General features: G+C 68.0%; 15 protein-coding genes. 9 read left to right on the top strand and 6 right to left on the bottom strand.

The annotated features are described in order from the left end of the window. Positions 1-525 precede the first annotated feature (525 nt). Positions 526-1,374 carry a hypothetical protein gene (locus tag FJ694_RS34825; protein WP_157272106.1) on the top strand — a complete coding sequence of 283 codons (849 nt, stop codon included), beginning with the start codon at positions 526-528 and terminating at the stop codon, positions 1,372-1,374. A gap of 500 nt (positions 1,375-1,874) precedes the next feature. Here the strand turns inward: FJ694_RS34825 and FJ694_RS34820 are convergent, their stop codons facing one another. From FJ694_RS34820 to FJ694_RS34795, 6 genes are all read right to left on the bottom strand, one after another. Further along, the gene (locus tag FJ694_RS34820) at positions 1,875-2,897 is read right to left on the bottom strand and encodes a ParB/RepB/Spo0J family partition protein (protein WP_232540362.1); all 1,023 of its coding nucleotides are present in this window, start codon (positions 2,895-2,897) and stop codon (positions 1,875-1,877) included. Then, positions 2,890-4,071, bottom strand: a complete 1,182-nt coding sequence (locus tag FJ694_RS34815) for a ParA family protein (protein WP_232540361.1) — start codon at positions 4,069-4,071, stop codon at positions 2,890-2,892. The genes FJ694_RS34820 and FJ694_RS34815 overlap by 8 nt, the downstream gene beginning before the upstream one ends. 158 nt (positions 4,072-4,229) lie before the next feature. Then, complete coding sequence (locus tag FJ694_RS34810; RefSeq protein ID WP_157272105.1) at positions 4,230-4,607, bottom strand: hypothetical protein; 378 nt, start codon at positions 4,605-4,607, stop codon at positions 4,230-4,232. Between the two features lie 169 nt (positions 4,608-4,776). After that, on the bottom strand, positions 4,777-4,968 hold the full coding sequence (locus tag FJ694_RS34805) for an oxidoreductase-like domain-containing protein (RefSeq protein WP_232540363.1): 192 nt from the start codon (positions 4,966-4,968) through the stop codon (positions 4,777-4,779). Further along, positions 4,965-5,396, bottom strand: coding sequence for a hypothetical protein (locus tag FJ694_RS34800; RefSeq protein ID WP_157272104.1), 432 nt, complete (start codon positions 5,394-5,396; stop codon positions 4,965-4,967). Before FJ694_RS34800 ends, FJ694_RS34805 begins: the two co-directional genes overlap by 4 nt. A 146-nt stretch (positions 5,397-5,542) precedes the next feature. Beyond that, positions 5,543-5,860 carry a helix-turn-helix domain-containing protein gene (locus tag FJ694_RS34795; protein ID WP_157272103.1) on the bottom strand — a complete coding sequence of 106 codons (318 nt, stop codon included), beginning with the start codon at positions 5,858-5,860 and terminating at the stop codon, positions 5,543-5,545. Between the two features lie 75 nt (positions 5,861-5,935). On the opposite strand from FJ694_RS34795, the gene FJ694_RS34790 reads away from it, so the two are divergent. From FJ694_RS34790 to FJ694_RS34755, 8 genes are all read left to right on the top strand, one after another. Continuing rightward, positions 5,936-6,397: a hypothetical protein gene (locus tag FJ694_RS34790; RefSeq protein WP_157272102.1), complete on the top strand. Its 462-nt coding sequence runs from the start codon at positions 5,936-5,938 to the stop codon at positions 6,395-6,397. Positions 6,398-6,653: 256 nt separating this feature from the next. Continuing rightward, the gene (locus FJ694_RS34785) at positions 6,654-7,010 is read left to right on the top strand and encodes a hypothetical protein (protein ID WP_157272101.1); all 357 of its coding nucleotides are present in this window, start codon (positions 6,654-6,656) and stop codon (positions 7,008-7,010) included. Continuing rightward, on the top strand, positions 7,011-7,367 hold the full coding sequence (locus FJ694_RS34780; protein WP_157272100.1) for a hypothetical protein: 357 nt from the start codon (positions 7,011-7,013) through the stop codon (positions 7,365-7,367). Between the two features lie 399 nt (positions 7,368-7,766). Next, positions 7,767-8,480 (top strand): hypothetical protein, encoded by a 714-nt coding sequence (locus FJ694_RS34775; protein ID WP_157272099.1) that lies wholly within the window; start codon positions 7,767-7,769, stop codon positions 8,478-8,480. Positions 8,481-8,496: 16 nt separating this feature from the next. After that, positions 8,497-8,985: a YqaJ viral recombinase family protein gene (locus FJ694_RS34770; RefSeq protein WP_157272098.1), complete on the top strand. Its 489-nt coding sequence runs from the start codon at positions 8,497-8,499 to the stop codon at positions 8,983-8,985. A gap of 78 nt (positions 8,986-9,063) precedes the next feature. Beyond that, positions 9,064-9,396 (top strand): hypothetical protein, encoded by a 333-nt coding sequence (locus FJ694_RS34765; protein ID WP_157272097.1) that lies wholly within the window; start codon positions 9,064-9,066, stop codon positions 9,394-9,396. Positions 9,397-9,461: 65 nt separating this feature from the next. Further along, positions 9,462-10,709, top strand: a complete 1,248-nt coding sequence (locus FJ694_RS34760; protein ID WP_157272096.1) for a hypothetical protein — start codon at positions 9,462-9,464, stop codon at positions 10,707-10,709. 559 nt (positions 10,710-11,268) lie between these two features. Then, positions 11,269-11,745, top strand: coding sequence for a hypothetical protein (locus tag FJ694_RS34755; protein WP_157272095.1), 477 nt, complete (start codon positions 11,269-11,271; stop codon positions 11,743-11,745). The last annotated feature ends 251 nt before the right edge of the window (positions 11,746-11,996 follow it).

Raw genomic sequence — 11,996 nt, 5'->3', positions numbered from 1 at the left:
AGGGCTTGAAAACCTGCCGCGCAACTGCCTTGGACAGCGAGACCAACGCCACGCTGCTCGGCCGAACCGCTGCTGAGCCCAGGACGCCCCACCTACCACGGTCAAAAGCGAGTAAAGCAGAGCGTCCCTAGACGATGCAACCCAGGTGCCGGCTGAATTCCCGCAGTTGGCCCAAAGCTGAAGAAAGGACCGGGACAACTCAGAGAACCTGAGCCCGAAAAGAGAAAAGGCCCGGGATTCCCGTCCCGAGCCTCTCTCCGTGATGCGTGATCCCTCACCGAGATCTACACACCGCCATAGCAGGCTTGAAGTGTAGGGGTAGCGAGGGAATCCGCAACACGCGGGTGAACTCGTCCCTGCAGATTCATGTACCTGTCTGCTACAGATCGGGCAGGCGCACGCGCGCCCTTGCCCTCTTGCCGCCGCTCGCGCGACCTCCCTGACCCCATTCACGAGGCCCATCTGCGGCTTGGGAAACAGACTCACCGGGGTGAGCTGCGCGGCCTGCCTGCGCGGGCCGAGGCCGTGCTGTACGAGTACCTGGCCAAGGCGGACCTCAGCGGCGTCGATGACCGCGGCCGGCGCCGCGTGTTCGACATGGCAGTGCGCGAACTTCAAGGCGCGACGGACTACTGCCGCCGCAGCATCACCGGCGCCAACGCCGACCTGGTGGCATGGGGCCTCATCGCGCGCCCACCTCAAGAGATGCATGGCGCACGCCGTCCCGGCACGCCCATCGGGAAGACCTGGCTCACGCCCTACGCCGACGCCCTGTTCTTCGGCCCGCGTGCGCAAAACGTTGCGCAGCCGGTAGATAAAGAACCAAACCCTTCAGGGGGCGAAGGGGCTGCGCCCCAGGCCGCTGAAGAAGCTGCCGATACCAAGGCCCCGAGGCCACCGGAACCTGCTGGGAGCCGAGTCGTCCATGTACGCGACGACCTGAAGCCGCTGCTGCAGGTGATACAGCCGGACGCCATGCGCAAGGTGTTGGCGGTGGCACGCGCACACGACGTGTGGGTGCAAGACGTGATGGCGCACCGGTTGCCTGCCATCCTTGCCGCACGCGAACCCGTCGGCTACCTGATCCACCTGATCCACAGCGGTGAGGACTGGAGGCGACCCGTGATGCCTTCCAGCGGGCACAAGGAGGCAGCAGTGCACGGGTCGATAAAGGGTCCCAACACGCTGGCCGGCGAGCGCGAAGACAGCGAGCGCGAACGTGAGGCAGTCGAGCACCGGGCGCAGCGGTCCAAACCGCGGCCGGAGCACCTGCAAGCCTTTGCGGCGCTGAAGTCGGCATCGAAGCTGCGTGGACTGCAGGCCGCGAGCTGGATCGATGCCGAGCACCATCCGTGTCGTTCAGGGCTGGGGTGATAGACCGTTTATCGGTCCTTGCGGATCGGGCGCACTGCTAGGCGCAGCGGTGAGACGGCTGGGCGGTTGGCTCGCAGTCGGGGGTGCTAGACCGTCTAGCACCCAGACCTTCAACTGCAGACCGCGATGGCAGCGTACGGTGCCCCGCTCCGTTAGACGGTCTAGCAGCGCGTCGAGGCACACCGTCATGCGCAGCATGGTGTGACAGCTTGGAGGCGGGGTGATAGACGGTCTAGCACCTTGAGTTTGCAGACGCAGAGAGCGGCAGCAGCCTACGCCGGCATGCCCCGCTAGACGGTCTATCACCATACCATCCGGGCCATAGGCGGCACGTCAGCATGAAGGATCTCTAGCTCGACAGGTCGCCCGGCGGCATCCCCAATCACAGGCCGCTGTGTGTCTGCGCACCGCGATGTGCACGGAAAGCAATCCGGCAACAAAAAGGGCAGGGGACCGAGCACACTACCCTTCGACGGTCAAACGGCGAGCACCGGGCCGCGTCAGTCCAACAACGCCTTCAATGCCGATTCGAGCGCCTTCCATTTTTCCGGCGGCATGACACCCGGAGCGATCTTCAGGACCGTATGGCCGGTGTCGTCCACGGCGATGGTGGCCCGCCGCCCCGCGCCCAGGTTGAACTTGCGCTCAGGAAGCGGCGCCGCCGGGGCCGGGCTTTCGCGCCTCAGGCACGCAGTGAGCTGGCGGTACACCTCCGGCGCGGGCAGGCGATCTGCAGCCGCCTGCTTCGCCGCCGCGAGCACGGCCTGTTCATGCTGCGACACAGCCTCCTTCAGATCCGTGGCCCAGCGGAACTGGATGTCGTTGGGGGAGGGGAACGCCTCCAGCACGGCGGACGGCAGCTGCGCGATCTGCGTCGCCTTCACGACATCGCTGATCGCGCGGCCAATGCCTTCGGCGAGCTTCCTCATCGAGGGAAAGAGCCCCTCGTCCAGCGCGCGCCGGTACATGGCACCCTGCTCGTAGGCCGACAGGCCCTGGCGGTTGCGGTTCTCACGCTCCATGTGCGTGAAGAGCTCGGTGTCGGACAGCGGCTGCACGACGGCCAGGACAGGCAGGCCGAGCTCCAGGCAGGCGCGGTGGCGCCGGTGGCCGAAGACGATCTCGTACTGCGGCTCACCGTCCTTGGCATCCGGCCGGGGCCGTACCTTGATGGGCTGGACGTTTCCGCCCGCATCCTGGATCTCGGCCCTCAGTGCCTCGAACTCCGCGGTGGTGTACGAGTCCGCGTGCCGGTTGGCCCAGCGGGACGGGGTGATCAGCGCCGGGTCCATCGGCTGGGCGCCGCGCTCCTTCTCCAGCTGCGAGACCTGCTGCGTGAGCCGGTCGATCTCGGCCTTCGTCCTGTGGCCGTCCTGGAAGAACCCGGAGATCTTGCCGATGCCCGTCGGCGCCGCTGGCCGCGCGGGTGCAGCAGCCGGGACCGCGGGTGCCGCCGGCGCCGCGGTGGCCGGGCCCAGGTTGTCGAACGTGATGGCGGCAGCCCTCTTGGCAGGGTTAGTCATGGCGGGCCTTTCGTTCGGCTTGCTTGCGCCAGTACTTCTGCATCTCGTCCTCGATCATCTCCGTCACCCGCTCGTAGGCGGCGGTCGCCCGCTTCACGGTGCGAGGATCGCCGGCGGAGGCGTCGAACACCGTGCCGAACGCCGCGGAAGCGGCGCTGGCGGCAACGGTCGTCGGCACCTCCACGGGCAGGAGACGCTCGGCGTATGCGGCAGACATCCACTTCAGGACACCGGTGGCCGACTGGTCCGTGGACTGCACCTTGGTCGGCAACACGCTGATGAACGAGAACGTCTTCTCGGCGCCGCGCTGGGAGACCATCTGGTCCGTGACGTCCTTGAACATGCGCCAGAACTGCGCCGAGCTGGCGAAGTCCAAGGCATTGGGCGGCAGCGGCATCACGATCCCGTTGGCGGCCATCAGGGCATTGATCGTCACGTAGCCGAGCGAGGGCGGCGTGTCGATCACGATGACGTCGTACTCGGCGCGCACGTCCTGCAGGCCCTCATCCAGCACCCGCCACACCTCGAAGTCCGCGCTCTCGGCCTGGCGCGATGCGAGCGCGAACTCGGCGGCAAACAGCACGGGCGCCGCCGCCACCAGGTCGATCCCGTCCCAGTAGGTCTGCCTGATGGACGGCCGGATGGACGCCTCGCTGCCGGAGAGCAGCGGCAGGATCGTGTCCGCCTCGTGCACCTCGGTGTCGGGCAGGATGCCGAAGAGCGTGGTGAGCGAGCCCTGCGGATCGCAGTCGATCACCAGCACCCGGTGGCCACGCAGCGACAAGCCCTGCGCCAGCGTGAGCGCCGTCGTGGTCTTCGTCACGCCGCCCTTGAAGTTGCCGATGGCGATGGTCGCGGCTGCGGCCCCCTCGGGCCGGAGCTCGTCGCCGCGCGCTGCGCGCACCCACTGGCGGGCCTCGGCCAGCGTGAACTCGCGTTTCGCGCCGCTCGGGCTGAGCCTGCCCATCGGCAGTTCGCCCTGCTTGATCCAGTAGTCGTACTTGGCCTTGTCCAGCCCGGCCAGCGTCTGGATCTGGCCGGCGTTGAAGGCAGGAGCCTGCTTGCGAACCTCGGGCGCCAGCATCTGGGCGCGCACCTGCGACACGACCGCATGCACGCGGTCCGCCTGCACGCCTACATCGGCCATCGTGATGTCGTCGTCGACGAACTTCAAAAGCGCCTCCGATTACGCTTGTTTTCAGACGCAGGATCGTAGCATTGGCGCCTGTTTCTGCCTCTGACGTTACGGCTTGCTTCTGATCTTTTGATCTGCTTGTCGCACCGCCGCCACACGGATCGCCTGTACGCGTCGCAACAGGCAAGGCCTCATCCTCACCGGGACGGCTTTTTCCTCTCGACCCAGTCCAGCACCGCGCGCAGATCGGCGGCTTCCTTGCGGCCCTGCTGCTCCAGCTCGGTCTGCAGCCAATGCAGGCGCTGCAACGCGGTTTTCGTGGGCGCCTTGGGTGGTCGGGCTTCCCTCTCCACGGCCAGTGCCTGGGCCTGTGCCTTGGCTGCTTCCATGGCTGCCTGGATTTCGACCGCCGTGCGCCGGCTGCGCCGCCGGTTCGTGGTCACGCCAGTGCGCCTCATGGCCCGCGTCAGCGTGCTGACGGCGATGCCTGCGGCCGTGGCGGCCTCCTGGACGGATCGGCCGCTGGCCACCAGCACCAGCGCGCGGGCCGTGGCTTCGGTGGGTTGGCGGGGCATCGAGTCCTCCATGCAACCGGCGTCCGCTGCAGTGGCGGTGGTGACCAGCGCCAGCCGTCGGCCTTCCCGGGGACCGCCCACCTGCCTGCCAACGTTCCGCCGCATGGGCTTTCCCGCCACACAGACGGGAAAGACGCCGGGCGGACCGAGCGGCGAGACGACGCGCGTTTCAGCCGTTGGCCTGCGGCGCCTCGGGATGACGCGCTCGCCAAGCGCGCAACGCCTGCCGGTATCGATCCATTTCCAGATCGTACAGATCGAAGATGCAGGGCTCGCAGCCGTTGCCGCAACAGGCGTCGAAGTCCGGCTGCGCAGGCGGCTGTGGCATGGGATCGGCGTCGGGTGCAGTGGTCGGCGTCATGACGATGCGGGCCAAGAGCGCGCCAGAGGGCGACCCGGGGCGGCGACGCTCGGCTCGACGTCAGCCAAACCACGAGCGGCCTCGACCCCGGTCGGGCTCGGCATGGAACCCAGGCGCTCCAGCGCGTTGCGCAACGCCGCGGCCAGCGTGTCGCCGCGCGCCTTTTCTTCGTTGAGCTGGCGCTGCAGCCGCGCATGCTGTTCCTGAAGCTCCCGCAGCTCCACGGCCAGGTTGCCAGGCTGCGCATTGACGTCCAGCGCCGCGATGGCGTTTCCCAGCGCGGCGACTCGGTTGCTGTACTCGGCCTGCAGGGCCGGCAGCAGGCGCAGGCTCTCGGCGCATGCCTTGGCTTGCTCGCGAGCATTGGCGGCGGCGGCCATCAGCGTGTCGCGCTGCTCGTTGAACAGCATGACGGTGGTGACGTTCATCAGGGACCTTGACTGCGTTCAGGCGCGGCCTCAGCAGCCGCGCCGGGTTGGCTTCATTCCACAGAAGCCGGCCCCCAAACCAGCACGACATGCGGCTTGAACGGACTTGGGCAGCAGCACGGCAGCTGGCACCGGTTAGGCTACCGCTATGGCGTCCCCTGGCAAAACTGCAGGGCCGTTTGCCGCACTGGTGACAGCTCCATTGGAGCCGATGCGCCACCAGCTCGCTCTGGGGCATCGATCAGCTCGGGCCAGAACCTGTGCCAGTCGTCGCGTAGGTCGCGGCGTGTCACCGACCGTCCGGACTCCCGTTCGATGCTGACGGCCAAGTCCGGCGCACATGGCCGCAGCCCGTACATCACGTTCTTGAGGTGCCCAAGACTGGTCTCACACCGCTCGGCGAATCGACGCCTCGCGTGGTCGTCGGGCATGGCGTTGATGAAGGCGCGCAGCTTGGAGTCCATGGAACATCAGACTACACTAAACGGTGTACGACGCGCAAACACCAAACGGTTTAAATCTGGCGGTCCACTGCCGCCATGAGTGATGAGCGGCTGATTCGAATCGAGAACCTGCGCCGAGTCTGCGCGGAGCGCAACCTTGGGGCAAAGGAACTCGCCAGCAACTACTACGGCCGGTACACCTACTGGCGCGACCTGCTGGAAGGCGGCAAAAGCTTTGGGGAAAAGGCCGCGCGCAAGGTCGAAGCCGCTTTGGGGCTGCCCGACAAGTGGTTGGACACGCCGCACAAGCCTGACGAGGCCAGCCCGCTGCCGGCGGCATCCAATGCAGTCTCAAGCCAGCGCTGGCGTGCTGTCGCAGATTTGCTTGCCGCTCACTGCGAACGGCTCGATGTATCGATGGCTCCAGCGGCTTTCTTGCTCTTGGTGGATGCTGCCGCCGACAGCCTCAAGGAACACGATGACGAAGGCTCGGTTGCCGATGTGTTCAATCGGCTGTGGCCTCTGATCCAGCATGGGGCGAAGCGCGCCCGGGCATAAGTTCTTTAGAACTGGGCAGCGCCAATCCGTCCGACGTTCCACTGCCACTCCCGCTGCATGACTTGATGAACTGGTTGCCATCTCATCGGACAGCAGCGCTGTTAACGATCACCAGTAGCTACAGCCGATAGCTGCGTTGGCCTGTTGCCGCGCATCACAGTGCTTTGCCCTTTATTACACCATTTGGTGTTGCTACTATAAACACCAAATGGTGTAATCCATCCATGCACCAGGGCAGGTGCAGCAGGAGAAAGCGATGAGTGGTTTTCCGTTCTCCCCCGAAACTCTCACCTTCAACAGCAACTTCGCCGGCATCCCGGTCGTCATCGGGTACGAGATTGAAGTCAGCGAGGACCACCGGGGTCGTGACGTCGAAATCATCCCGACTGTCTGCGTCATTGGCGAAAGCGGCGTGGACCTCTGTGAAGACGCCGGCTTCTTTCACCCAGAGCAACTGAAGCAGTGGCTGGCGCAAGCTGAGGCGAACTACAACGGCCTGCTTGCCGACGACAGCGAGCCCGACGACTACGCTGACCCCTGGGCGGCCTCCGCCGCCGAGGATCGCTGGATAGCCCAACGCGATTACGTCCACTACAACCGCGCGGGGGTCTGAATGGAAGGGCTGTGCATCACGCGCAGCCCGTGGCCCCCGGCGCGGGGCCATGCGGCGGCCTTTGGCCAACAGCCGTCTTCCCATGGCGTCGGTTTTGAACCCGGCCCGTACTACCTGGGAGCCAGCGGGCGAACCGTGCATCACGACAACCGGCCGAGCCCTGGCGGCATGGTGGCCGTGGTGCCGGTCCTGGTCAACGCGCATCTGCTCAAGGCGGCCCCGGACCTGTTCGCCGTGGCCCAGGCGTTGACCGATCTGCCTGCCGCATCCGACGCCGAAGCCCGGGCGGCGCGGATCGCGGTGCTGGTGGAGGCCGCACAGGTGGCTGTGGCGCGTGCCTCGGGGGCGATGGCATGAGCAGCGCCACCCACCAATCCGCCATCAATTGGCTCGCGGCGCGTCCGCCTGTGGACCCTGCCGGACGGCATCGGGTCGATGCCCTGACTCGTGAGCACGAGGCCGCCTGCGTGGCTGAGGAAGGCGAGGACCCGACCTGCCCGCCGTGCCAGTTCGGGCACCGCTGCCAGCGCGGGGCAGGGTGCCCGACGCGCGACAACGAGGCACGCCACGGGTGAGCCCTGCGCAATCCGGCGGTGCTGCCGCAACGGCCACGGCAGCCGCATCGCCTGGGAAGTGGCCGGCTTCCTTGCGGGGCTGCTGCTGGCGCTGCTGTCCGCTGCCTTCTTCTGGACCTGAGCCGTTCGGGCCTCGGTCGGCGGCCCCTCTCGCTGGCCTTCCTTCCCTTGGAGTCATGCCATGTCGCAACTCGGTCCCGTCATCGGCAACCGCCTCGCCGACGCCCACAAGGCCACTCCCGCGCCCCACCTGCGCGAGCGGCTGGCGCTGGAGTCCCGCCGCAGCACGCCGCCGGGTACTGTCGCCACCGGCGTGCACGGACGGCTGTCCTTCGTGCCGAACTACCTGCTGCACGGCCGGGAGCGGATCGGGGCCGATCCCCGCCCCATGCCGCGCTCCGCGTTCCGGCCGGGGCAGCGCGTGCGGGTCGATGCCACCGCCGACGACTTGCTGGAGCAGGACCTGAATCGCTTCGAGCCCCAGGGCGCCGCGGCCCTGGCCGGCCGTGAGGGGGTCGTGGTCGAGCACTCCGGGTGCGCCTCGCTCGGGCTGGTGCTGGTCATGCTGGACGGCGTGCCCTGGGCCTTCATGCCGGCGTACCTCGCACCGGTGTGCCCCACCGAGGGCGACGATGAACTGGCGGCCATGGCAGGGGAGGGCGCCGCCACCGCCTTCGACCCCTACAGCGAGCCGCTGGCGCTGGGCGACACGGTGCAGGGCACGGACGGACGCATCGGCCGCGTGACGCTCATCGAGCCGCAGCGCCTGGGCGTGGCGTTCGAGCGCGGCGGCGGCTGGTGCGGCGACATGGGCTGTCGCGGCTCGCTGCGGCTGCTTGCCAAGGCCCCGCCGATGCCTGCGACCTGGGGCCGTACGGACGGCTGCCCGTTCTGAAGCTGAGGGCTGCGCCATGCTCACTGAAGCCCAGAAGGCGCTGCGCCGCACCGGCGTGGGCGCTTCCGAGTGTGCCGCGGCCCTGGGACTGAGCCCGTATCAGACCCGGTTCGAGCTCTACCAGGTCAAGCGCGGCGAGGCCTCGGAAAGTTCGGACAACCTGGCGATGCGCTTCGGCTTGGCCGTCGAGCCGTTCATCCTCTCCGAGTTCCAGCGCGCGCACCCGGACGATCTGCTGGTCGTTGCGCCGGACACCATGCGGCGCGGGCGCCTGTTCGCGCACTTGGATGCGTGGCTCCCCGGCGTCCTCAACGTCCAGGCCAAGACCGCGCGCACGCGCCAGGGGTGGGGCGAGTCCGGCTCGCCCGACATACCGCAGCACTACCTGCTACAAGTGCAGCACGAGATGCTGCTGGCCGGCGTCGATGTGTCGTTCGTGCCCGTGCTCTTCGGCGGCGCCGACTACGACGAGTTCGTGGTCGAGGCCGACCGCGAGTTGCAGTAGCTGATCGAGGACGGCATTGCGGAGTTCTGGGCCCTGGTGGAGCGCGGTGAGCCGCCCGAGCCGGAGACAGTGGCCGACATGCTCGCCCGCTTTGGCAACGCCAGTCGATCAGGGCAAGCCGTGGCCGACGCCGACGCGCTGCGCGCGGTGCACGAGTTGCGCGCCCTCCGGGCGCAGCGCGAGCAGCTGGACGCAGCCGAGGCGGCACTGAAGGCGCGGCTCATGGGGGCGCTGGGCGAGGCCGACACGCTGGTGGACGCCAGCGGCCACGCCCTCGCCACATGGCGGGCCGTCAAGCCCGCCCGGCGCTTCGACGCGGCCGCCTTCGAGGCTGCGCACCCGGCGCTTTACCGGGAGTTCCTGCGCACCGGCGAATCTGGACGGCAGTTCCGGCTCAAGGACGACAAGTGAGCTTTTTTGGGAATTGGCAGCGCTCGCAGCGCCGGCCTCCCTGTCCCCCTTCACAGGAGCAAGCCATGAGCGACATTGAAGTGGTCCAGAACCCGTTCGACACCGCGCCGGGCACGTCACGCGGCGCTGCCGAGGGCGCCGGCGCCCGGGCCATGCAAGCGCGCGAGAGCGCCGAGGTCATGACGCAGGCGATGGTGGCCAGGCGGTTTCCGCGCGACGTGATCAACGCGTGCGACCGCATCCGCAACGCCTTCACGCGGCAGACCCTGGCTGAAAAGGCACAGTACCAGTACAGCCGTGGCGGCACCGACGTGGTGGGCCCGAGCATCCGCGCGGCCGAGGCCATGGCGCAGTGCTGGCGCCATCTGTCCAGCGGCTGGCGCGAGATCGGCCGCTACGTCGGGTCCGACGGCGTGGGCGTGTCCGAGGTCGAGGCTTTTTGCATCGACCACGAGGCCAACAACCGCGAGGTCATCCAGTTCTTCGTGCGCCACTGGCGCGACACGAAGCAGGGCGGCTACCGGCTCAAGGACGAGCGCGACATCTACGAGCTCTGCGCCAACCAGGCCGCGCGCCGCAAGCGCGCCTGCATCCTGGCGCAGATCCCGGGCGACGTGACTGAGATGTCCATGGAGCAGGCCAGCGCCACGCTGCGCGCCAAGGCCGACACGTCCCCCGAGGGCATCAAGCGGCTGCTCGACACCTTCGCTGTGGAGTTCGGTGTGACCAAGGAGCAGATCGAGCGCCGCATCCAGCGCCGCATCGAGTCCATCCAGCCAGCGCAGGTGGTGGGCCTGAAGCGGGTCTATGTCAGCCTGCGCGACGAAATGAGCACGGTGGCCGACTGGTTTGAACCGGTCGAAGTGCCGCCGGCGGTCAACGACGCGCAGGGCGAGGGCGCTGGTGCTGGCGCTGCTGCCCCGGCTGCGAGCGCCACCGACCGGGCCAAGGCTGCGCTGCGCGAGCGCGCCAGGCCGCCGGCTGCGGCTGCAGTCACGGCAACCGGCGGCCAGGACACCGCGTCTGCCGCGCCGGTGCACGCACCGCCCATGCCGATGGCACCGACGCCGCAGGGACTCCGTTTCGATGCCGACGCCTTCGCCGAGCAGATGCAGCGCGCGGCCGACCGCGGCGATGACGAAACGCTCGACGCCCTGGGCGAGCAGTTGCGCGACGTGCTGGACGATGACCTTCGCGCCACGCTCACCGACATGCACGCGCGGCTGCGCGCGGGTCTGGACCAGCCCCAGCACCAGCAACCCGGTACGGCGCCGGCGCCGGCACCGCAACCGCGTCGGCGCACCGCGCCCTGACTACGACGGCCACCAGGTCAAACAGGTTTTCAGGGCGACACCAGCGGCGGTGGGGCGCTTCTCCCCCCTCCCACTTCCCACCCCGCGCAGCACGCGCTGCCGCCCCTTCCTTTTCCAGGACACCGACCAGGGAAGTGCAACACCCATGTGTCCGAAGCCGGATACCGACCAGCGCCGTGGCCGGCTGGCTGCCTAAGCCTCGTCTAATTCTTCGCCACCACCATGGCTTCGACGGTGCTTGGGGCATGCAGCTGCAGCGCCCCTGGCTTTACCGGGTGAATCGTGGAGTGGGCTGACCGCTTGTTTGCCTCAGATTCCTTTTCCCATCCCGCGCAACTTCGGCTGCCACCCGTCTTGTTCTTCCGACTTGCATGCGATGCGGTGAACCGCTGGCACCTGGGCATTCCAAGGTCGGCTGCCGCTGCGTCGGACCGCAAGCCGGATTTGCTGGACACCCTGACGTGAACTGAGATCCCGCGCCGCGCCAGCAGCGCCGTGTTGGGTTGTCACGCAGGGTGACCCCGTCCTGCACCCCGCAGCCCAAGCCTCAAACGTCGCATTGAACAACCATCCCTCACCGAACCTGGCCGACGGATCGCCTGCTGAAGGCGACAAGTCGCTCCATGACACCCATCTGCGCGCGCGTGGCACCGCTGCACTGCAGGCGACGTCCACGGGCTTGGCGCGGCCGGTGCAGCAGCTTCTGCAGCGCTGGCAGGCGCTGCAGCGGGACGTGTGCCTTGCCCGGCACGCCAGCGAGCCGCAGCGCATCCACCACTACGTGCTCGGCGGTGCCAAGCTTGCGCGGCTGGGCGTGTTCGACGAGGTGGGCGTGCTGCGGCACATGACCAGGACGCTGCTGCACACCGCGCGTGATCCGGGGCTGCCGCTGTCGTGGTGCAGGGCCTGCCTGGAGCAGCTTGCGGCCGCACTGGGCGAGTTGCGGTGCCTGCTCGGGCCTCGAGGCGCTTCGGCCGCAGCTGCCATCGAGCAGGCTGTGCGGCGCGGCAATCTGGGCTGGGTTGCACCTTGCTGAAAGCAGCTGCTCTCGACACGACGTACGCCGGTTGCCCGCAGGCAGGCCGGACATGGCGTGCACCGCGTCGTCCAATGTCTGGCGCCCGCAGCACGGGCGGTGACCGAGCCGTCCCAGGAGCTAAGGACGCTCTGCTTTACTCGCTTTTGACCGTGGTAGGTGGGGCGTCCTGGGCTCAGCAGCGGTTCGGCCGAGCAGCGTGGCGTTGGTCTCGCTGTCCAAGGCAGTTGCGCGGCAGGTTTTCAAGCCCT

This window comes from Azohydromonas aeria (genome assembly GCF_009760915.1).
GTDB classification, from domain to species: Bacteria; Pseudomonadota; Gammaproteobacteria; order Burkholderiales; family Burkholderiaceae_C; genus Azohydromonas; species Azohydromonas aeria.
This window is presented reverse-complemented; position numbering and strand designations above follow the sequence as displayed.

Coding starts and splice junctions, on each gene's coding strand:
- FJ694_RS34795 (WP_157272103.1), bottom strand. CDS start 5,860: ATGGACTCCAAGCTGCGCGCCTTCATCAACGCCATGCCCGACGACCAC.
- FJ694_RS34770 (WP_157272098.1), top strand. CDS start 8,497: ATGCTCACTGAAGCCCAGAAGGCGCTGCGCCGCACCGGCGTGGGCGCT.
- FJ694_RS34780 (WP_157272100.1), top strand. CDS start 7,011: ATGGAAGGGCTGTGCATCACGCGCAGCCCGTGGCCCCCGGCGCGGGGC.
- FJ694_RS34820 (WP_232540362.1), bottom strand. CDS start 2,897: ATGACTAACCCTGCCAAGAGGGCTGCCGCCATCACGTTCGACAACCTG.
- FJ694_RS34810 (WP_157272105.1), bottom strand. CDS start 4,607: ATGCCCCGCCAACCCACCGAAGCCACGGCCCGCGCGCTGGTGCTGGTG.
- FJ694_RS34765 (WP_157272097.1), top strand. CDS start 9,064: ATGCTCGCCCGCTTTGGCAACGCCAGTCGATCAGGGCAAGCCGTGGCC.
- FJ694_RS34805 (WP_232540363.1), bottom strand. CDS start 4,968: ATGACGCCGACCACTGCACCCGACGCCGATCCCATGCCACAGCCGCCT.
- FJ694_RS34760 (WP_157272096.1), top strand. CDS start 9,462: ATGAGCGACATTGAAGTGGTCCAGAACCCGTTCGACACCGCGCCGGGC.
- FJ694_RS34790 (WP_157272102.1), top strand. CDS start 5,936: ATGAGTGATGAGCGGCTGATTCGAATCGAGAACCTGCGCCGAGTCTGC.
- FJ694_RS34800 (WP_157272104.1), bottom strand. CDS start 5,396: ATGAACGTCACCACCGTCATGCTGTTCAACGAGCAGCGCGACACGCTG.
- FJ694_RS34785 (WP_157272101.1), top strand. CDS start 6,654: ATGAGTGGTTTTCCGTTCTCCCCCGAAACTCTCACCTTCAACAGCAAC.
- FJ694_RS34775 (WP_157272099.1), top strand. CDS start 7,767: ATGTCGCAACTCGGTCCCGTCATCGGCAACCGCCTCGCCGACGCCCAC.